Source organism: Paenibacillus sp. LjRoot56 (assembly GCF_964253335.1).
In the GTDB taxonomy this organism is placed as follows: domain Bacteria; phylum Bacillota; class Bacilli; order Paenibacillales; family NBRC-103111; genus Paenibacillus_E; species Paenibacillus_E allorhizoplanae.
In genome coordinates this window covers 1,230,120-1,251,153 of record NZ_CAXURV020000001.1, presented here as the reverse complement: position 1 = coordinate 1,251,153, position 21,034 = coordinate 1,230,120, and the positions used below count along the sequence as shown (strand labels likewise).

The following is a 21,034-nucleotide window of genomic DNA, read 5'->3' as shown; positions in this document are numbered from 1 at the left end:
CTCCCCAAACTCGCCTTGATTTTAAAAAATGACTGCAACAAGCTCAAGCCTCGTTACAGTCATTTGGTATTTTTTTATGATTTAGTTTTATGATTTAGTTTTATGATTCAAATTTATAATTCCGATTGACGAATACGCATTGTTTCTTCAGGAACCATGAACGTCTGCGCATATTCTTTTCTCGCTTCAAGACCGCGTACACGCATCAGATGCTTGTAGTATTCCAAGTATTGGAACGATTTACTGCCTGTCACGAACCAATGCGTCGAAACCGCATTCACCCAGAGATCAAACGCCTCTTTCGGGAAATCGACATAGACGTAAGGAACGTAATCAACAGCATCCTCCCAGTTCTCAGCGTAATACAATTTAGCTGCAAAGTGCGCAGGCTTCTCACGTTCAAACGAGGCTAGCCCTGCGAAAAAGCGCGCATCATTCACAATACGGTGAGTCGTCATATGATCCTTATGCATGCTGTTCTTAAAATGAGTAATAATTACGTTCGGCTTCACTTCGCGAATCACATCGCATACGCGATAGCGCATTTCTTCGTTATCTTGCAGTTCACCGTCCGGAATGTCAAAAACGATGGAATCCCCGCCTAACATCTCGGCAAAGGTTTTAGCCTCATTCACTTTTTGTGCACGATATTCCTTCATGTCTTGTCCAGCAGGAACGCCACGTTCCCCAGCAGTTAACGCTAAAGTAACAATTCGATCACCCTTCAGAGAGTGGTGGGCTAATACACCGCCTGCTGTTAATTCCGCATCTCCGACGTGACCTCCGATAGCTAGAATGGTCATTTTTGGCTCGCTCATTAGGCAAACTCCCTTCTCATGACAGCAAATAGTTTCACAGTTTGAAAACCTGCTCGTTCATAAATCCGGATAGCTGGATTCGACATACCTGTAAATAACGACATGTATTCGGTCCCTATTTCCTGAAACGCTTCACATAGCTTGTAAAATAAAAGACTGCCTAAACCATGACCCTCGTGTTCAGGAAGCACACCGATACCAGCAAAATAACCTCGTCCATTCACTTGACGAATGACGGGTCCTGCGAAGCCAATGGTCTTACCTTGGTAAGCAGCGATGACAACTGGCACGCCATTTGCCGTGGATGCGCCGATCTCCTTTTGCCATAATGGATTCCCAAAGCCCTCCAGCATGTCTTCCACACCAGCGTGCTTACCCGGGTCAAACATGTCGATCGTGTACCCTTGGGCGCTCGCTTTGGCTTCTTTCACGCTATATTCCTCTGGCATCGCAAACGCTGACAAATGGAGATACATGGCGCATTGCTTCGCACGTTCAAAATAGCCTGCACCAAGCAAAAACGTATATAACTTACTATCTACAGGTATACCCGGGGCATTATTGTGCTCATGCTGAGGTGTATCCGGGATATACCATGGCAATAACATCGGATTGAAAAAGAGGATGTCTGCTTGCTTTTTACCTAACTCTTTAAAGCGATCTTCCAAAGCAGTTAATAGCATTAAATAGTTATCATCGGTGTCAAAACCGCTCGCTAACACGATACATGTGATATATCCGGCCACATCGCCAAGCGGAAGATCATCTCCTGTACATCCACAGGCAAAACCGATGACTTTATCATTGGCTAGTAGAAGAAACGTGCGGTCTTTATCAAAGTAACGATTTCCCGCAAAAATCCCATCAAAGCTTTGTTCAGTAAGCTCCTTATAGCCATCCTTCACCGCGGCTTCATTCCATAACGCGATGACGGCGTGCCGATAGGAAGCATCCCATGTTACTAACATGATGCAGTTGCCTCCTTTTGACCCGAGATTAGCCCTTCACTGCACCTACAGTTACGCCTTCCAAGAAGTACTTTTGTAGGCTAAAGAATAGAACAAACATAGGTAATGCTGAGATTGTTGCCCCTGCCATCATTGGCGCGATATACGTCGTGTTGGCAAAACGGAAGTTTTTGAGACCAACCTGAATCGTCTGCATTTCCATCGTATTCGTAACAAGTAGCGGCCAGAAGAAAGTGTTCCAGCTATCCATAAAGGTCAGAATTGCCATAACTGCCATAACCGTTTTGGATAGTGGCAAAATGATACGAATATAGATTTGGAACTGGCTGCATCCTTCAATTTTGGCACTTTCCATAATCTCGTTCGGGATACTGCTCATAAATTGCTTCGCCAAGAAAATGTTATACACGGTTACTAGCCCCGGCATAATCAAAGCACTGTACGTATCTTGCAAATTAAATACATTCACAACCAGAATGTACAATGGAACTTGTGTAACTTGATAAGGGATCATCATGGACATTAGTAACAATCCGAACAGGAAGCCTCTACCCTTGAAGCGAAGCTTCGAGAAGGCATACCCTGCCATACTTGCAAAAATCACATTCGAGACCGTTACCGTTGCCGCCACGATGAGTGAATTCAATAACCAACGATAGGAGTACTCACTGTAATCAAAGAAGAACTTAAAGGAAGCAAAGGAAACTTTGGTTGGGAAAATCGAATAACTTACCGCACCAGCTTCTACAGGATCTCCGAGTGCAGAAATGAACATAAAGTAAATCGGGAAAATCGTCGCCAGAGCAAAAAGAAGAAGGACGATAAAAATGATTGAGTTACGCATTGTTTTTACTTTTGGATTGCCTGCATGATTACTATATAAAGACATTTGTTATCTCCCCCTTCTTAATACTCGACGTCTTTCCCCGCATATTTAAATTGAACAACCGATACTGCTGCTATGATAACGGCTAGAATCAGAGATTGTGCCGCTGCTTTGCCAAATTCAAAATACGTAAATGCATTGTTGAAGATGAGTAACCCCACCATCGTCGTTGCATTGTTAGGTCCGCCACCTGTCATGAGATAAGCGTTCTGGAATACCTGGAAGGAACCGATCACACCAGTTACTAACAGGAATAAGGTAGCTGGTTTAAGACTAGGAACGACGATGTGCCAAAGCTTTTGGAGAAAATTCGCTCCATCGATCTCAGCAGCTTCATAATACGTATCATCAATTCCGAGCAAGCCGGCCAAATAAATAATGATGCTGGTACCATGACTGGACATCCACGACATGAATACCAATGAAAACATAGCTGTTTTACTAGAACCCAGCCAGTTCTGATTCTCAAAACCAAAGAAATGAATAAGTTGATTTAGAATTCCACCCTCTAAAGGATCGAAAATCCAAAGCCACACGACAGACAACGCAACGCCTGAAGCTACAACAGGTAAATAGTAAATACCTTTAAAAAAGGACTGTGTTTTCTTTCTAAGCGGCAGAATCAAGACTGCAATCGCCATCGAGAGAAACAGGTTAACCGGTACAGTCAAAACCGTATACACAAGCGTATTCTTCATGGCTTGCCAGAAGAGGCCATCCTTCAATGAGCTTGCATAGTTATCAAAGCCGACATAGGTGGAGCCTAATGGTTTGTACTTTTGCAAACTAATGATGAACGCGCTTACGACCGGGTAGGCGGTGAACATGGCAAACACAAGTAAGGACACAGCAATAAAGATATATCCCCAGGCGCCATCTCCCTTAATTCCTTTTCGTTTTATCGACTTAGCTACAGCCATACAATCCAACCCTCTTTTCGAACTTGCTTAAAATGATTCGGATAGTCGTGCAATGTATGCCCGACTATCCGAGGTTTATAACCTATTCTTAGTCTTTAACGATTCCGTCAGCACCGAACGCAGCAATGGCAGCAGCTTTAACAGCTTCAAACATCGCTTCAGGTGTAACCTCACCTGCGATTAGACCTTGGAATTTAGGAACGATCACTTCTGTTTCTAGCTTAATCGCTTTAGCAGACAATTCAGATGGAATGTCAGAGCGAGCTGGTGTTGCATTTTTAAGCATATTGTCTACAGCTGCAACGTTGTCAGGGTTTCTGTCAATTTTCATGTTAGCTGCTTCTTTTTTAGCACTTTGCGTAATATGTGCGGCGAACAAATCGTTGTTCGTCGTTGCTGCAACCTTACCGCTAGCTAGGAAGTAAGCCGCTTTTACGACATTTGCTTTGTGTTCTGCAGTCGGTTCTTTTTTACCACGGAACGTCATGTAGCCATCTACAACTGTTGCAGCAGAAGGCTTCGCACCTTGGAACGTTGGCGCTGGCAATACGATATAGTCAACTGGGATACTGTCTTTTACCGCGGAACCGTCAGCAGCTTTAATCTTAGCGTTATTCGTTTTTGCAGAGTTCTCGAATGTAGCAAGACCTTTACCTGTGATCATCGTTTGCCCCGTTAAGAACATGTTCCAACGTTTACCTGCATCTACCGAGCTAAGCTCTTTCGGCATGGAACCATCGTCAATCAATGCACGAAGATCTTTCAGCAAGCCTAAGTAGTTTTTGCTAGTATACGCATATTTCAAGTCTTTATTAAACGCATGCGGCATGCCTGCATTTTTAGCCATAATCCCTAGGTAATCAACAGCGGCTACGCCTTTTACCGCGAATACGAAGCCATATCTCGTCTTACCATTCTCAGTAACTACGCCTTTTTTGATGGCTTGACGGAATTCATCGTACGTCCAACCGTTTGTCTGTACTTTTTTCCAATCAATGCCGGCCTTCTCTAAGAACTCTTTGTTACCGCCAAGTGCATGAACTTCCATATAAGCTGGGAAGCCGTACAAGCCTTTGCCGTTCTTCATATATTCTAGTGGAGCTTTATCGTAATCACTAATCATTTCAGGCGTTGCTGTACTCGTAATATCCATCAACAAACCTTGCTCGATGTACTTCGGAATGCCATCAGATCCACCAAAAGCGATATCCGGAGGGCTTCCTGCGTTCACTTGTGTATCTAGCTTTTGTTTCACATCTTCCCAGCTAGCTGGTTCGATTTTCAATGTAAGATTCGGGTAAAGCGCCGTGAAATCTTTGGAAATTTGTTCGAAATTCTTCTGATAGTTCGGTGAAACCGGAGGAAGCAAGGCTGTGATCGTGTCTTTCGCAGTGCTGGCCGTAGCTGCTGGAGCTGTTGAACCTGCTGGTGTAGTCGTTTCTTTCGTACCAGAATTACTGCCACAAGCTGTTAGAGCCATTGTTAAAGCTACGACAGAAGCTAATATGGGCATTTTTCTTTTCATGAAAAACAAACCTCCTAGGTTAGGGATCCTTGATTGTAGCTCAAGTCTCTCCTTTTTTGTTTTAAAATGATCAAACCACTTTGACAAAGGTACGTATGGCTCTCTTCAAACTACCCTCACACTGTTCTAACGCATCGTTCGCTTCCTTCACTTCCATGCCGGTTTTAATCATCATAATGGCAAGTTTACAGTTCATGGACGCTTTCTCAAGATGAGCAATCGCTGTGGATTCATCCACCCCAGTCGCAATCCGAATGATGCGAATAGAACGATCGTACAACTTGATATTACTAGCCTTCATGTCAACCATGAGATTGTTATATGTCTTTCCAAGCTTAACCATTGTTCCAGTTGTCAGCATGTTAAGCACCAGCTTCTGTGCTGTACCCGCCTTCAGACGAGTAGATCCCATAATTACTTCCGGCCCAACCACTGGCGCGATGCATACATCTGTCACAGCTACCAATTTGGAATTCTTGTTATTCACGACACCAATCGTGGCGGCACCAATTTCTTTCGCTTTCTTCAAGCAAGCGATAACGAATTGTGCACTTCCGCTGGCCGTGATTCCAATTACCGCATCCTTAGCTGTTACTCCGCATCGTTCAATGAGGGCGACCCCCTCCTCAGCGTTGTCTTCAAAACCTTCCACTGCTGTTCGTAGTGCTCCATCGCCACCGGCGATATGACCTTGCACCAACAATGGATCAATACCAAAGGTTGGAGGACATTCAGATGCATCAAGCACACCGAGTCTGCCAGAAGAACCAGCTCCTACGTAGAGCATCCTGCCACCGTTTTTGAGAACTTGATGCAAGATATCAACCGCTTTCATGATCTGCGGTATCTCGGCTCCGACTGCTGCTGGAACCAATGCATCCTGTTCATTCATCATCCGAAGCATTTGCTCTGTTGAACATTCGTCAATTGTCTGTGTCTTCTCATTAATCTCTTCCGTAGTTAAACCCGATAGATACTCATCCATAGCTGCTGTCCTCCTGCCTGCTGTACTCTTTACTGGTCTAATACTAACGAAAAATTTTAACTTGGTCAATACTTTTTGAAATTTTATTTTATAGTAAAATAAAATATTGATTTTTTATTTCTTAAATTTCGACAAAAAAACGACGCCTGGAAGGACATCGTTAGTGTGTTCGATTCGCTTATTTCCTATGCTTGCTGCTAGCAATAATATCGTGTGTTTTGGCCAAATACTTCTTCACATTCTTATATTCGCTGCTTGCTACCCCTGCAAAAAGAATGTCAATCACGGTCAACATCGCAATGCGCGAACCCATAGCTCCGCTTCGAATCGTGATTTCCGGTGTCGAAATGCTGAGTACGATATTCGCATTATCCGCTAGGGAGCTTTTATTATACTTAGTAATGGCAATAATCGTGGCGCCATTCTTCTTGGCGATTTCAAGCGTATCTAGAATTTCAATCGTGCTGCCCGAATTGGAAATGAAGATCGCGACATCACCTTTCCCAAGCAACGTTGCTGCAGTTAGTTGACTATGGCCATCCGTGTAGGTGTGGCACATCTTGTTGATGCGTGAGAATTTCTGCTCAGCATCCATCCCAACTAGACCAGATGCACCGATCCCGAAGAAAACAATGCGATTGCAAGCCACTAACACTTTGACCGCGCGGGCAATTTCGTTTCGATCAATGACGCTGAGCGTGTCTTCAATCGATTTACTATTATTGTGCGAAATGTTAGAGATAATCGTAGAGAGATCATCACCCGGTTGAATATCCGTGTATTGGTCTTTCTGCTCCTCATCCATCGATCCCAGCGAAGCTGAAATGCTCACGATAAAGTTGCGATAACCCTTATATCCCATCGTTTTGCAGAAGCGCAGTACAGAAGCATCACTTGTTTTCGTTGATTGAGCGAGACTCTTAATCGAGAGATGTGGAATCTCGTCCACATTGTCTAATATATACTCAGCCACTAATTTCTCCACGGGAGTTAGGCTGTCTTTCATATCGCGAATTTTGATCAAAATATTATCATTTATTGACATATAGTTTCCCTACTCACTATAGATTATCCGTGCTGAAATCACCTCCATCATACGGATAATTAGGCGAAAACACAAGATCCTTCTGTAAATTATCTGTAAAATTCAATGCCATTAAGGAAATTTTATTTCAATTTCATTTCACTAAAATGAAATATTATGCCGATTCCTAAATCTATGAATACCGCGACACGTGAGAAGAAAAACCCCGTTCGAGAATCGCTCTCGAGCGGGGTTCTTTGTGCTATGGGTAGCTAGAAATTTGGCTACTTCTACGGCCTGACCTGTTCTCCGCTGTCCAAACAAATTAAATGGATTTTATGTAGCTAATTTTGCCGACTCTCCCCATTCAGAAGCAATAGATGGATTTACTACAGTTAATTTTCACTAAAATCGACCAAACCGCCAATCCTGCTCATATTAGCTGTACTTTTTCCATCTATACGCTAAATCTACGATTACACGGCAAAATTAGCTGTATATTATACATCTATCTGAAAGCCAGCTACTCAACTGAGCACACTACTTCTACTTCTACTTCTACTTCTACTTCTACTTCTACTACCTTATTCCGTAACTGCTGCCGATCGCGCTACGCGGATTGATGCAAAGGCATAAACGATAAGTGCACTCCAGATAAAAGCAAAGCTAATCAATAGCATAGGTGAAAATTTCTCTTTAAACACGAATACGCTAAGCAGAAGCGTAATTGACGGACCGATATACTGAATGAAGCCCAGCATAGATAGCGGCAGCTGTGACGCGGCTTTGGCGAACCATAGCAAGGGAAGCGCGGTAGCAGCACCTGCTAGGAACAACATGATCAACGTGAGCGGCGGTAGTGACCACGCAGCATCCTGATGCGTAGCAAATAAGTAGATGACGTAGGCAAGAGCGATCGGGAAAACGAACGCTGTTTCTCCCGCGAGTCCTGTTGCGGCATCGTAGGTGACTCTTTTTTTCACAAGGCTATATAAGCCAAAGGTACCTGCTAATGTGAGGGATACCCACGGAAATCTGCCGTAGTCAATGGTGGCAATTAAGACACCAATTCCTGCCAAAGCCACAGCCAGCCATTGTTTGCCAGTAGGCTTCTCACGCAGGAACAGCACGGCCAGCATAATGTTGAAAAGTGGCGTGATGTAATAGCCGAGACTCGTCTCGATCACATGCCCATTATTAACGGCCCAAATAAAGATCAACCAATTGGTGCTGATCAACAAACTACTCGCCCCCACTAATAATAAGGTGGTGCGATTCGTGATAAGGCTGCGAAATTGCTGCCATTTACCTTTGCCAACAACAATCAGAATCGCCATAAAGACGAAGGACCAAATCACCCGGTGCGATAATATTTCGCCAGCCATCAACGTCCCAAAAAGCTTCCAATACACAGGCAGCAAGCCCCAAGCAATGTAAGCAATAATGGCATAGCCAAGACCTTTTTTCATCTAAAAAACCTCATTTCACTTCCATGTAACACAATTCTCATAAAATTTGTCCGCAGGTTAATAACTACTCTATTGTAATGCAGTGTTGGGCTTTTGTAAAAAAATAGATTCCCCCCTTATGAGAATTCTCTAAATGGGAGCGGCCATGAATAAAATAACCATAATTCTGGATAATAAAAGAAAAGAATAAGGGATGAGCGTGGTGAAGATCGATGCTATTTTCAAACTGGTTCGGAAAGAAGAAGTATCGTTCTGCTCAAGAACAAGTTAATCAGCCGCCTAGCAATACCATTAGTACGTCCTTGGTGCAAAACATAACCTATTTACATAGTCAGTTCAGTCAAACCCCCGACCTAGTTGTGCGGCATTTTATCATTAAGAAGTCTGGGGACCAAGCAGCGCTAGTCTACTTAAATGGACTGGTAGATAAAAACTCAATTAATAATAATGTGCTCCGCCCACTGCAATCTGAAACGGGAAACGGTATTGCGGTTGACGATATTACGGTAAATGTAGGCCAAATTCAAAGCTTGTTTACTTGGCCGCATGTTGAGAATGCTATATTGCAAGGCAATAGTGTCCTCTTTGTTAATGGGCGAAATAATGCCTCCGCCTTAGGGACGCAAGGCTGGCCGCAGCGGGCGATTGAAGACTCACAGATCGAGGTTTCTTTAAAAGGAGCCCATCAAGGCTTTGTTGAAACAGGCAGTCAGAATATCGCCTTAATCCGTCGCTATATTCAAAACCGTGAATTGAAAATTAAAGAACTGGTGGTTGGGCGAAGAGGAAACACCTTAGTTTCTATCTTATATTTAGCTGATGTCGCTAATCCTGAGGTGCTGAAAGAACTGGAAGACCGGATTCAGCAAGTTGATGTCGATGTCATCCTTAACACAGGCGAGTTAGCCGAGTTTATCGAGGACAATCCGTATTCCCCATTTCCTCAATTTATTACAACGGAAAGACCGGATGCTGCGGCTTCACAAATATTGCAAGGAAGATTCGCTGTTGTCGTAGACTGTTCACCAAGCGTATTGATCGCACCGGTAGCATTTATGTCGTTTTTTCAAAACATCGACGACTACAGCACACGCTGGTCGATCTCTACTTTTATACGACTGCTGCGGATGTTCGCATTTTTCGTCGCAATCTTTTTGCCGGCGTTCTACATTGCCGTCATTTCCTATAACTTCGAGATCATTCCTGTTAAATTACTTCTCACGATTGGCGAGTTCAGAGGTCGAGTACCCTTCCCTCCATTTGTGGAAGCGATCATCATGGAGGTAACGCTAGAAATGATGCGGGAGGCTGGGGTGCGTCTCCCTGCTCCGGTTGGGCAAACCGTTGGTATCGTCGGGGGCATTGTTATTGGACAAGCCATCGTTCAAGCAGGACTTATCAGCAATATCATGGTAATTGTCGTTGCCTTTACGGCCATTGCATCGTTCATCCTGCCTAATTATGATATGGTCGCAGCCGTCCGGCTTATCCGCTTCGTCATGATGATAGCTGCCTCCATGTTCGGCTTTGTTGGCGTCATTATTGCATCGATGACCATGATCGGGCATCTGATTGCGCTCGAATCGCTTGGAACACCGTACGGTACCCCTTTCGCACCGGTACGATTTGCCGATTGGAAAGATACATTCGTCCGTTTACCGCTGTGGAAAATGGTCAAGCGACCTTTAGGCACAAGAGCGATTCAATCGCAGAAACAAGGATCAAATCGTCCAAAAGGTGATGGGAAATGAAGAAATATGCATTCAACGAGATCACCTCTATACAATATATTTTTCTAAATAGCGGCATTCAAATGAGTGTTTTCTTTTTATCGATGCCACGGAAATTAGCCGAAAAGGCAGGTACGGATGGCTGGATCGCACTCATCATTGGCTGGGCTGTTACGGTAGCAGCAAGCTTAATTGTTATTCAGGTGATGAAAAGGTTCCCCGATGGAACATTGTTTGATCTACTAACACGATATGTGGGCAAATGGACAGGTAAGGCGGCTGCCATCTTTTTTGCTCTTTATCTCTTTTATTACGCTTACACGGGGCTCGTTCAGGCGGTATTGCTTACGAAGGCATGGCTTTTGCCGCAAACTTCGGCATCTATCGTCATGCTGTTATTACTCATTCCCACTTATGTGATTGCACGTAATGGACTTCGCGTTTTGGGCAGATATGCGGAAATTGTTTTTATGATCTCCTGGTGGATACCATTTGTATATTTACTTCTGCTCAGGGACGTCAACTGGCTCAATATGTTTCCTATATTAAAGGAAGGATGGATGCCCGTATTTTCAGCGGTACCAACAACGTTCTTCTCTTATATTGGATTTGCTACTACGTTTATTTTGTACCCGTTTTTGAAGAACAAAAAAAAGGCTTCTAGCGCTATTATGATCTCCGATACACTGACCATGTTTGGGTATTTGTTCATTACGGTTATCTGTTTTGCCTATTACAGCCCGGATGAAATTCAGAAGTACAATGAACCCATGGTTAGTATCTTAGAATCTATCGAGTTTAAGTTTGTAGAACGGATAGGAGTGCTGTTTATCGCATTTTTTTTGCTTATTTTTTCCTTAGCATGGATACCCGCTATCTACATGGGCGTTTTTTGCACAAGCTGGTTGCTCGGAAAGCAGGATCATCGCAATCATTTGCGGCTATTGTGGTTATTCACTGCTGTGAGTACGTTTTTCTTCATCCCAACATTTAATCAGAGCGATCGCATGAATGATTTCCTTATTCGGGTTGGTTTTGGAATCGAATACGTTTTTCCCGGTTGCCTACTCATCTATTTATGGATGCATGATCGTTTTCAGTGGAGGAAGAACTCATGAACAAACGGGCCCTTCAGGTTATACTCATTGCGATGGTTGTCGTCATCATTTCAAGCTGCAGTGACCGGTTAGATATGGAAGATGCCTCATTTGCCCTATTAGTAGGTTTTGATCTCGATAAGGAAGATGAGTTCATTGTATATAGTACATCTCCTGTTTTCAGTAAAGATGTGGAGAAAAAAACGCGTGAACTTAGGGTGAAACCAGAGACGAATCGTCAGTCAAGAGAAAAACAGGACAGTTATACACAGGGTGTTTTCCAAGGCAGAAGTATTCAAGTCATCCTGTTATCTAAGCGAATCCTGCAACAAGAAAATTGGTTCCAACTAACGGATGTCTGGTTTCGTGATCCGAAGAATGCGTTAACTCCAAGGATCATTGCTTTCGATGGACCTCTCTCTGAAATCATATACCTAAATTCGAAAGATCAGCCGATGTTGCCCTTATTGCTGAGGGAAATGATCGATACGAAGGACGCCAGATCGGAAACGGTAAATACGACTTTACAAGAGCTTCACGAGCAAATACGTGAGAAGAGCGTCACTCCCATTATCTCTGAAGTTCGAGTGAAAGATAAACAGATTGCGATGACAGGCATAGCAATGCTAGATCATAAAGGGAATTTTGCTGATTCCCTGAACATACAGGAAAGTATTCTACTGCGAATATTGCAAAACAGTACGAAAAAGACCGTCAACTTAACAATCCCCATTCCCGGCGAAATGAAGATCGGACCGTTTCATACAGACAAATTAAGTTTAATCGCTGATAAAATAAAGGTGAAAATCAAAACCTCCTACCTCAGGGACAACTTTCAGTTCGATATGCACATTACCATGCGCGTTGGATTATCGGAGCTTATGTTCCCTTACAACGTACGAAGTCATGGAAAAGAGTTGGAAAATAAGATAACCGATCAAATTCAAAAGCAGTTGGAAAGCCTCATAAAGAAAATACAAGCGGATAAAATCGATCCGATTGGGCTTGGGTTCCACGCACGGGCGCACGAATACAGCCATTTCAAGAATGAGGAAGATCATTGGGGTGAAACGCTGGCCAAAGCCGACATTCATGTTTCCGTGAAAACAATCCTAGGCTCTATGGGAACAGTGAAATAAAAGCTCTAAGGGAGGACAGCAAGTGAAAAAATATGCATTGAATGAAATCACCTTCATGCAGTATATCTTTCTCAACTTTGGTATGGTAGTGAGCATCGGTTTTTTGTCGCTGCCGCGAATATTAGCCGAACAGGCAGGTACGTCAGGCTGGATCGCTCTCATCATCGTTTGGTTGATCTCTACTGCAGCGAGTTTGATCGTCATACAAGTGATGAAGAAGTACCCAGATGGCACCTTGTTAGATCTATTGACGGCGTATTTGGGTAAATGGGCAGGCAAAGCGGGAGCCGTCCTATTTGCTCTATATCTTTTTTACTATGGATACACCGGTCTGATCTATACAATATTGATTACAAAACAATATCTTTTGCCGCAAACTCCGGCGTATATCATTATGCTTTTGCTGCTCATTCCCACTTATGTCATTGTGCGGAACGGCCCTCGCATCTTAGGCAGATATGTGGAAGTAATTATCCTCCTTTCCTTATGGATTCCCTTCGTTTATTTGATTCCGCTTAAGGATGCTCATTGGCTCCGTCTGCTTCCTGTGCTACAGGAAGGATGGAAGCCTGTATTCTCAGCGTTACCTAGCACTTTCTATTATCATATAGGTTTTTCAACCACATTTATTCTCTATCCATTTCTCAAAAACAAGCAGAAGGCCTCAGCCGGAATTGTTATCTCGTACTTACTGACGATGCTCATGTATTTGTTCATTACCATTATTTGTTTCGTGTATTTCAGTTCAGACGAAATTATGGATTACAACGAACCGACGATCAATGTATTGAAAACGATTGAGTTTAAGTTTATAGCGCGGATCGAAGTGTTATTTATTTCGTTCTATTTACTTATCTTTTCATTATCATGGATACCGACGATGTACATGAGTGTTTTTTGCACAACTTGGCTAATCGGAAAGCAGGACCACCGCAATCATTTGCGTCTGCTTTGGCTAATCCTCGCTGTGGGTACGTACTTCTTCATGCCTACTTTTTTTCAGAGTGAACGGATGAACACTTTGCTTGGCCGGAGTGGCTTTGTTATTGAGTACACGGTTCCTTCTTGTTTACTCTTATACATATGGCTACATGATCGTTTGGGGTGGAGGAAGCACATATGAACAAACGGCTTCTATTCACTATTTTCATCATGATAATCGTGCTAATCATTCCGGGGTGTAGTGACCGGTTGGATTTGGAAGAATCCACAAACAACCTCGCTCTCGGTCTGGATCTCGACAATGAAAACAACTTGCTTGTATATTCGAATAGCCCTTCGTACGATAGAGATTTAAAGAAGACAACACTTGAAATCGAAACGAAGTCACAAACTGTTCGTCAAGCGAGAGAGCTGCAAGATCAATTTGCACCAGGTGTTGTTACAGGCAAAAAGGTTCAGGTCATGCTTATCGGGAAACGCATCCTTGAACATGAAGACTGGTTCCAGATACTCGACCCTTTCTTTCGTGATATGAAAAATCCATTAACATCAAGAGTCATTGCTTTCGATGGATCTATCGCCGACATTATCTACCTACATCCCAAAGATCAGCCGATGTTACCTTTATTGTTGCGGGGGATGGTCGACACGAAAAGTACTAGATCGGAAACGGCAAAAACAACGCTGCAGAAGCTGCATTGGCAAATGTATGAGAAGGGGGTGACACCCTATTTCTCCGAAATCCAGTTGGACAACGACAAACAGATCAGGCTGGCTGGCGTAGCATTGCTAGATCATAAAGGGAAATATGCAGATTCTCTGAGCGCAGAAGAAACCGTTTTACTTCAAATATTGAATAAAAACGCCAAAAAGCCTGTTAGCTTAACACTTCCGATACCTGGTCAAAAGAAAAGCGGTCCATTTCATACAGACCATTTAAGTATCTCGGTTCAAGGAATGAAACCGAAAATAAAAACCTCGTACAATCAGAACAAGTTTCGGTTCGATATCAACATTAAAATGACAGCTGGTCTTACTGAACGTTTATTCCCTTTTGATGTGCGAAAGAATGGAAAAGAGCTAGAAAGAATGATTTCTGAACATGTGCAAAAGCAATTCGAGAACCTCATTAAGAACTTTCAGAAGTATCACATCGATCCGATCGGGCTAGGTCTCTACGCACGGGCTCATGAATATAGTCAATACAAGAAAGTGGAGGATCATTGGGGAGAAGCACTGTCAGAGGCAGACATTCATATTTCCGTTAAGGTTATATTAGGAGGTATTGGAACCATGAAGTGACTGGTCCTAGAGTGGAAGAAATGGTTTCGAAGTGGTGCATGCAGCTCGGCTCTAACAAAAAAAATCCCCGTTTCACGGGGATCCTCCACACGATTATCCTTTTACCGAACCAGCAGCTATACCTTCTACGATCCGATTACTCAACAAGATGAACGCGATCATAATAGGCAAAATACTGATCATCAGCGTCGCGCCAATCGCGCCCCAATCGGTCGTATATTGGCCGACGAAATTCTGAACGCCAACGGTTAAGGTCTTATACTTTTCCGAGGAAATGAACGTATTCACGAAAATAAACTCATTCCAGTTGTAAATCATGTTGATGATCACAGCTGTAGATAGTACAGATGCTGTCATCGGCAGCGTGATGCTGAAGAAGATACGATTCACGGAGCAGCCGTCCATAACGGCAGCCTCTTCTACTTCACGCGGCAGCGTGTAATAAAAGCCGAGCATAATCATGATCGTAATCGGCAAGTTAAAAGCAATGTAGGACAAAATGATCGACAACGGATGATTGGTTAGGTTCATTTTCATAAACATACTGAATAAGGGAATGAGCGTCGAGTGCACGGGAATCATCATCCCAACCATAAACAGACCCAGCACAAAGGATTGCAGCTTCCATTTCATCCGGGTCAAAGCGAATGTCACCAAGCTTGCTAATAAAACCGTGACCCCAACCGACACTAACGTCATCCAGACGCTGTTAAAAAAGTAACTATTGATATGGCCTTGCGTCCAGACCTTCTCGTAATTCTCCCAACGCAGTCTCTCTGGGAATGCCATCGGGGCTAGATTGAAGATTTCCTCATTATTTTTCAAGGAGAATAGCATGAGCCACAAGAGCGGGAAAATCTGAATCACGGCGACAATCGATAACACGATATAGAGTACGCCATATCCGATTTGTCCAGGTAGCTTGCTTCGTACGGTTAGCGCCTGTGCCTGACGACGAGTGGTTTCGAGTTGCATCGGAATCGGAATCTCCTTTCGTTACGAGTATTGGATATCATCTTTGGACGCCGTCGCTTTACGGATTAACCACGTAGCCACGAGGCATATCAAGAGTAAGAAGAAGCCGATTGCGCTGGCATAGCCAAAATCATAGCCTTTGAACGCTTTCCGGTACATGTAGGAGGCCATTACTTCACTGGATCCGTTAGGTCCGCCGCCTGTCATCACATAGATCAGGTCAAAATATTTCAGTGATCCAACGACAGCCAGAACGACCGTTACTTTCATCACTTCTGCGATTAACGGTACACGAATAGATAAGGCGATGCGCCATGGGCTTGCACCATCGATACGTGCGGCTTCGATCAGTGAGGTCGGTACATTTTTTAAAGCAGCATAGTAAATTAAAATATAGAATCCGGCGTACTGCCACAAGATTGGCATAAAGATGGCGTATAGAACAATGGATGGATTGGACAACCATTCCGGTGTATGCGTGACCCCCAGAGACGTCAGGATAGCATTCAATACCCCGTTCGTTGGGTGGAATATTTTCAACCATAGTTGAGCGATAGCAACAGAAGAAAGCAGCATAGGAATTAAATAGATTTTGCGAAAAAAGTTAGCCCCTCGAATGTTTGCGGAGAGTACTAATGCGACTAACAAGTAGCCAAGCAGAGAGATTGTTGAGAAAATTGCCAGCAAAAACGAGTGCTTCGCGCTTCCCCAGAATAATTTATCCTTAAGCAGTTCGGCATAATTATGCAAACCGATGAAACTCATTTTGCCTACGCCATCCCATTTCATTAGCCCGTAGTAGCCCGTCATTATGATCGGCATATAGATCAAGGCTAGCAGTAGAAATAACGCGGGAATCACGTAGATCGCAATCATGGATTTGTTAGACATGACTTTATCCATAGCAGGCACTTCCCTTTCAGCGATTATGACAAAGGACATACCACTTGGAGGGATATGTCCTTTCCCAAATCGTTCGTATTCGTTAGACTACTTCGCTTCTTTCGCCAAGGCATCCTCATGATTCTTCGCAAAAGCTTCCGGTGTCACCGCTTTACCAAACAAAGCTTGAATCATATTCAAGTGAACTTCTGCGGAAGCAGGCTTCATTTGAACATCTGCGAATAGCGTAATGTTGCTCGCTTTATTCAATTCGTTCAATAGGTCAATGTACATTTGCGGCAGTTTCACTTTGGATGTGTCTACTTTCGTTGCTGGGATAACGCCTGCTTCAGAAATCGCGTGCTCTCCCCACTTCGATACGAAGAAGCTGACGAATTTCTTGGACTCTTCTTTTACTTTGGAGTTGTTTGCTACGAACAAGCCTACGCCTGGTCCACCAACCCAGCTATCCATGTTGCCCTTACCGCCATCTACCGTTGGGAATTTGAAGAATCCGATTTGATCCTTAAACGCTTGCGGCACATCTTTGTTCGTTGTGTAGTTCGGTAATTCCCATGTTCCCATCATATACATAGCAGCTTTGCTGTTCATGAACTCCGCTTTACCTTCGTCGTTACCAAGTCCGTTAAAGCCTTTGTTGAACGCATTCATGTCGACAAGCTGGGAAACTTCCGAAGCTGCGCGAACCAAGCCAGGATCGTTGAAGGAGCCTGTGCGGTCAATCGCTTTTTTCAATGTTTCGGGGCCGCCGATACGGTCAGCAAGGTACATGTACCAAAGTGAACCTGTCCAACGGTCTTTGTTACCGAGTGCGATTGGGGCTACACCATTCGAGCTAAGCGTTTTGACAATGTTTTTGAACTCATCATATGTCTTAGGTGGTGCAAGGTTATACTTAGCAAATAACGCCTTATTGTAATACACCGGCACGATGTTCAATTCAACCGGAAGACCGTAGGTTTTGCCGCCGAATGCGTAAGCATCTGTTGTGCCTTTCACGAACTTATCTTTCAAATCCCCTTGCAGCAAGTCATCTAGCGGAGCGAACATGTCGCCTTTTACATAAGGGTCCATGTAGCCTGCTGCCCACGTGAAGCCCACATCAGGAAGGGCATTTGAAGTAGAAAGCACTTTCATTTTGTTCTTGTATTGTTCATTCTCGAGCACTTCCTGCTCAATCGTCACATTCGGATTCGCTGCTTGATACTCCTTGATGATATCGTTTACAATTTTGTTTTGCGTAGCGGAGTTTCCTGTTGGCCATAGGTGCATCATTTTAATCGTTACTTTTTTCGCGGGTTGTGCAGTTGCTGCTTCGGTTGCTTTCGCTGATTCTTTAGGAGCTGTCGTTGGACTCGCATTATCTGTGGAACTAGAGCAGCCCGTCAGTGCCATTGATAGGCCGAGCATTGTAGTTAGCGACCATGTAAGCGTTTTTCTTACCATGTTTGTTTCCCCCTAATCATTTGTGTGCTACGTGTTTTATTGTAGCGCTTTCATTGCGGCCACAGGGAGTAACAGCTATCGGGTAATATTCCACTATTTCGAGGTATCTATTCGATCATCGGCATCCATAATCTGTTTCCGATACTGATTCGGGCTCGTCCCTTCGTACTCTTTGAATAGCTTAATGAAATATTTCGACGTCTGATAGCCGACTTGCTCCGAGATATCGGCAATCGTTAATCTGGTTTGCAGAAGCAGCTCTTTCGCCTTCTGGATCCGGTTTCTCGTAACATATTCACTGAAGGTGAAGCCGGTTTGCTCTTTGAAGAGAGCGCTGAAATAGCTCGGATTCAGATGAATCTGGCTTGCTACCTCGCTCATGCCGAGCGGATCTTGTAAATGTGCCTCCACATAATCGACCGCTTGCTGAACTGGTGGACTGTAATTCTTGGCTGAAGTTTTCGCCTGCATCAGGCGAGAATCCACCATTTTCTCCATCGTTTCAACACGCCCACGTTCTTCTTCAATGCGCAGCGCCTGCTGGACGGCGTCGATCAGCTTGCTTTTCTGAATCGGCTTGAGCAGATAATTAACAACACCTAATTCGATCGCTGTTTGTGCATATTGAAAATCCGGATGTCCCGAGATTATGATGACTACTGGCTTGTGGGCGAAACCACGAGTACCTTCAACGACTTGCAGTCCGTTCATTTCAGGCATACGGATATCTGTAATCAAGAGATGCACGGGACGCGATTGTAAAAGTTCGAGAGCTTCAGTCCCATTGCTGCAGCTGAGTATCGCATAACGCCCGATAGACCAGGCTTCTAAGGTTTTGCGTATGCCTTCTCTCGTTAATGGCTCATCGTCAACGATGAGTATGGTTTTCCCCGATTGATTCATCGTGTTCCTCCTTAAAGTTTTTCGCCAGAAAAACTAACATCGAAATCATTCGCTTAAATTGGAATATCGAAGCTCACGCTGGTACCCTGCCCAGGACTACTCGTGATCGTTAAGCCACGATACGTTTCCGGGAGTGACGGGTAGTAGAGCTGAAGACGCCGCTGCACATTGGAGATGGCCATGCCTTTCCCTTTGGCCGATGGAGCATTGGCATTAGGAGCAGCGCCAGTAGATGAGCCCAGATTTGAGCTCGATGGGGAGCTCGATGAGGAAGAACTCGAATCCGTGCCCGTGGCTGCACTTCCGCGTTCCATCGACTCCAGCACTGCTTGCAGTGTCTGTTCATCCATCCCTGGACCGTCGTCTCGTACCGTGACGCGCAGCTCCGACGTCTCAAGTGGCGACGGTTCCACGCGAATCGTGATCAGTCCCACTCCAATTTTGCCTTCCAAGCCATGCAAGATAGCGTTCTCCACCAAAGGCTGAATCAGCAGCTTCGGAATATGCACGTGACTGTACCTCTCATCGCTGTCAATTTCCCAAACGAGGCGCGAGCCGAATCTCACACTCATAATGCTTAAATAACGCTTGATGTGCTCCAATTCCTCTGATAGGTTGACCCACACATCCTTATTCGGATTGCCGATAACATAGCGAAATAAATCAGACATAGCTACAACAAGATCAGCTAGCTCTTCTTCCTCTTTTTCCTGCAGGGACCAGTACAGTGCTTCTAATGTGTTATATAAAAAATGCGGATCAATCTGAGCTTGTAGGGCTTGCAGCTCTGTTCGGCTTTGGATCATTTCTTTCTCGTACACGAGTTTAATAAGTCGATTCATGTTATCTACCATTTGATTATAGGTCATGTTCAAGTCATTCAGCTCCGTGGTGTAAGACTGCGTCAGATTCGGCGTCAGTACCCCTTGCCTTGTATTCCTCATGGCTCGCATCAACCTGAGAATTGGCCTCGTAATCATCGATGATAGAAGAAATGACAGGATAATAAACAGCACCAACCCGATAGCTCCAGATACGATAATCGCCCAACGCAGCACGGAAATCCCATCCGTCACATCACTCACTGGATACAAAATCATCAACGTCCAGCCCGTCTGCTCGGAGAGCTGCTTCACCAAAATATACCGTTTCTGCTCTAACGTAACTTGTTGCGAATCGGTATGCATCAGCCCGCTGATGTTAGCAAGCGCTCCGCCTTCAGAGACAATGGGCCTTGCCGAGCTATCGGCTAACAGCATCAATTCGCGCTGCCCGGTATCGGGGAGCTGGCTTTGGAAATCGAAATAGCTGCGATTTATCCGCACCATCAAATACCCGCCATTCGAGAACCATCGGTCAATTAAATTGATCCGACGGATGGCTAGAACCGTATCTGGATTCTTCGGATCGTTCCCGATCCACACCAGCCTGCCCTTCTCTTTATCCGCCTGCTCAATCCAGTTCGGCTCGACCAGATCCGTTAACTTCTGCTCATCCAGCGGAAACATACGTGCAAAGTCCGTCGTATATAACTCCACATTGCTCACACCACTGTAGGCTTGAATGTGATTGGCGATTTTCAAAAGCGACTGTCGCTCGCTGAAGTTTGGCGCCTTCCCTTGAACCGATGATAAAAACAATTGCTGCAAGTAAACATCATTTACAGCCTGTAAGGTCAATGTATCGATTTGTGTAATGATCGCTTCCAGTCTGCCGTTCGCTTGACTGGCGATTTGCTTCATCTGTGTCTCCGCCTTCGTATTGAGAAGGGTGGACACCGAATTGTACGTAATCGCGCCTGCACACACCAGAACGATGATCATCACGGCAATGAATCCCGCTAGCATCTGATTGCGCAATGTATTCCAGTTAGCCAGCTTTTGCCACAAGCGGAGTTCCCCTTTTCACGTATAGTAAGTGCTTTCAATATGCAAAATCATACTACATACGAGTTAGTTTGGCTATTAAACTATTGGTGAATGGCGTGGAACATTTTGGAGAT

The 21,034-nt window shown here is 44.3% G+C and carries 18 protein-coding genes; 5 read left to right on the top strand and 13 right to left on the bottom strand.

What is annotated here, in order from left to right:
- Positions 1 to 113: 113 nt before the first annotated feature.
- From ACSQ8O_RS05625 to rarD, 8 genes are all read right to left on the bottom strand, one after another.
- Positions 114 to 818: a PIG-L deacetylase family protein gene (locus ACSQ8O_RS05625; protein ID WP_436240775.1), complete on the bottom strand. Its 705-nt coding sequence runs from the start codon at positions 816 to 818 to the stop codon at positions 114 to 116.
- The gene (locus ACSQ8O_RS05620; protein ID WP_436240774.1) at positions 818 to 1,786 is read right to left on the bottom strand and encodes a GNAT family N-acetyltransferase; all 969 of its coding nucleotides are present in this window, start codon (positions 1,784 to 1,786) and stop codon (positions 818 to 820) included. Before ACSQ8O_RS05620 ends, ACSQ8O_RS05625 begins: the two co-directional genes overlap by 1 nt.
- A 28-nt stretch (positions 1,787 to 1,814) precedes the next feature.
- Entirely contained in the window at positions 1,815 to 2,675 is an 861-nt protein-coding gene (locus ACSQ8O_RS05615; RefSeq protein ID WP_056617800.1) for a carbohydrate ABC transporter permease, read from the bottom strand.
- A gap of 17 nt (positions 2,676 to 2,692) precedes the next feature.
- Entirely contained in the window at positions 2,693 to 3,592 is a 900-nt protein-coding gene (locus ACSQ8O_RS05610) for a carbohydrate ABC transporter permease (RefSeq protein ID WP_056617797.1), read from the bottom strand.
- An 88-nt stretch (positions 3,593 to 3,680) separates the two neighbouring features.
- Complete coding sequence (locus ACSQ8O_RS05605; protein WP_436240773.1) at positions 3,681 to 5,117, bottom strand: ABC transporter substrate-binding protein; 1,437 nt, start codon at positions 5,115 to 5,117, stop codon at positions 3,681 to 3,683.
- A gap of 70 nt (positions 5,118 to 5,187) precedes the next feature.
- Positions 5,188 to 6,102 (bottom strand): N-acetylmuramic acid 6-phosphate etherase, encoded by a 915-nt coding sequence (gene murQ / locus ACSQ8O_RS05600; protein WP_436240772.1) that lies wholly within the window; start codon positions 6,100 to 6,102, stop codon positions 5,188 to 5,190.
- 178 nt (positions 6,103 to 6,280) lie between these two features.
- Positions 6,281 to 7,147, bottom strand: a complete 867-nt coding sequence (locus ACSQ8O_RS05595; RefSeq protein ID WP_436240771.1) for a MurR/RpiR family transcriptional regulator — start codon at positions 7,145 to 7,147, stop codon at positions 6,281 to 6,283.
- Positions 7,148 to 7,710: 563 nt separating this feature from the next.
- Positions 7,711 to 8,595, bottom strand: coding sequence for an EamA family transporter RarD (gene rarD, locus ACSQ8O_RS05590; RefSeq protein ID WP_436240770.1), 885 nt, complete (start codon positions 8,593 to 8,595; stop codon positions 7,711 to 7,713).
- A 212-nt stretch (positions 8,596 to 8,807) separates the two neighbouring features.
- Between rarD and ACSQ8O_RS05585 the strand changes: the two genes are divergently transcribed.
- The 5 genes from ACSQ8O_RS05585 to ACSQ8O_RS05565 are packed head-to-tail and all read left to right on the top strand — an operon-like array spanning position 8,808 to position 14,805.
- Positions 8,808 to 10,346 carry a spore germination protein gene (locus ACSQ8O_RS05585; protein ID WP_436240769.1) on the top strand — a complete coding sequence of 513 codons (1,539 nt, stop codon included), beginning with the start codon at positions 8,808 to 8,810 and terminating at the stop codon, positions 10,344 to 10,346.
- Positions 10,343 to 11,443: a GerAB/ArcD/ProY family transporter gene (locus ACSQ8O_RS05580; RefSeq protein ID WP_436240768.1), complete on the top strand. Its 1,101-nt coding sequence runs from the start codon at positions 10,343 to 10,345 to the stop codon at positions 11,441 to 11,443. The genes ACSQ8O_RS05585 and ACSQ8O_RS05580 overlap by 4 nt, the downstream gene beginning before the upstream one ends.
- Positions 11,440 to 12,561 (top strand): Ger(x)C family spore germination protein, encoded by a 1,122-nt coding sequence (locus ACSQ8O_RS05575; protein WP_436240767.1) that lies wholly within the window; start codon positions 11,440 to 11,442, stop codon positions 12,559 to 12,561. Before ACSQ8O_RS05580 ends, ACSQ8O_RS05575 begins: the two co-directional genes overlap by 4 nt.
- A gap of 22 nt (positions 12,562 to 12,583) precedes the next feature.
- Complete coding sequence (locus ACSQ8O_RS05570; RefSeq protein ID WP_436240766.1) at positions 12,584 to 13,684, top strand: GerAB/ArcD/ProY family transporter; 1,101 nt, start codon at positions 12,584 to 12,586, stop codon at positions 13,682 to 13,684.
- Entirely contained in the window at positions 13,681 to 14,805 is a 1,125-nt protein-coding gene (locus ACSQ8O_RS05565; RefSeq protein WP_436240765.1) for a Ger(x)C family spore germination protein, read from the top strand. The genes ACSQ8O_RS05570 and ACSQ8O_RS05565 overlap by 4 nt, the downstream gene beginning before the upstream one ends.
- Positions 14,806 to 14,898: 93 nt before the next feature.
- Here ACSQ8O_RS05565 and ACSQ8O_RS05560 read toward each other — a convergent pair whose 3' ends face one another.
- The 5 genes from ACSQ8O_RS05560 to ACSQ8O_RS05540 all read right to left on the bottom strand — a co-directional run bounded on the left by ACSQ8O_RS05560 (position 14,899) and on the right by ACSQ8O_RS05540 (position 20,921).
- Positions 14,899 to 15,780 (bottom strand): carbohydrate ABC transporter permease, encoded by an 882-nt coding sequence (locus ACSQ8O_RS05560; RefSeq protein ID WP_056617769.1) that lies wholly within the window; start codon positions 15,778 to 15,780, stop codon positions 14,899 to 14,901.
- Between the two features lie 21 nt (positions 15,781 to 15,801).
- Positions 15,802 to 16,683, bottom strand: a complete 882-nt coding sequence (locus tag ACSQ8O_RS05555) for a carbohydrate ABC transporter permease (protein WP_236289957.1) — start codon at positions 16,681 to 16,683, stop codon at positions 15,802 to 15,804.
- Positions 16,684 to 16,770: 87 nt separating this feature from the next.
- Complete coding sequence (locus ACSQ8O_RS05550; RefSeq protein ID WP_056617762.1) at positions 16,771 to 18,129, bottom strand: extracellular solute-binding protein; 1,359 nt, start codon at positions 18,127 to 18,129, stop codon at positions 16,771 to 16,773.
- 93 nt (positions 18,130 to 18,222) lie between these two features.
- Positions 18,223 to 19,032 carry a response regulator gene (locus ACSQ8O_RS05545; protein WP_436240764.1) on the bottom strand — a complete coding sequence of 270 codons (810 nt, stop codon included), beginning with the start codon at positions 19,030 to 19,032 and terminating at the stop codon, positions 18,223 to 18,225.
- A 53-nt stretch (positions 19,033 to 19,085) separates the two neighbouring features.
- Positions 19,086 to 20,921, bottom strand: a complete 1,836-nt coding sequence (locus tag ACSQ8O_RS05540) for a sensor histidine kinase (protein ID WP_436240763.1) — start codon at positions 20,919 to 20,921, stop codon at positions 19,086 to 19,088.
- Positions 20,922 to 21,034 lie beyond the last annotated feature (113 nt).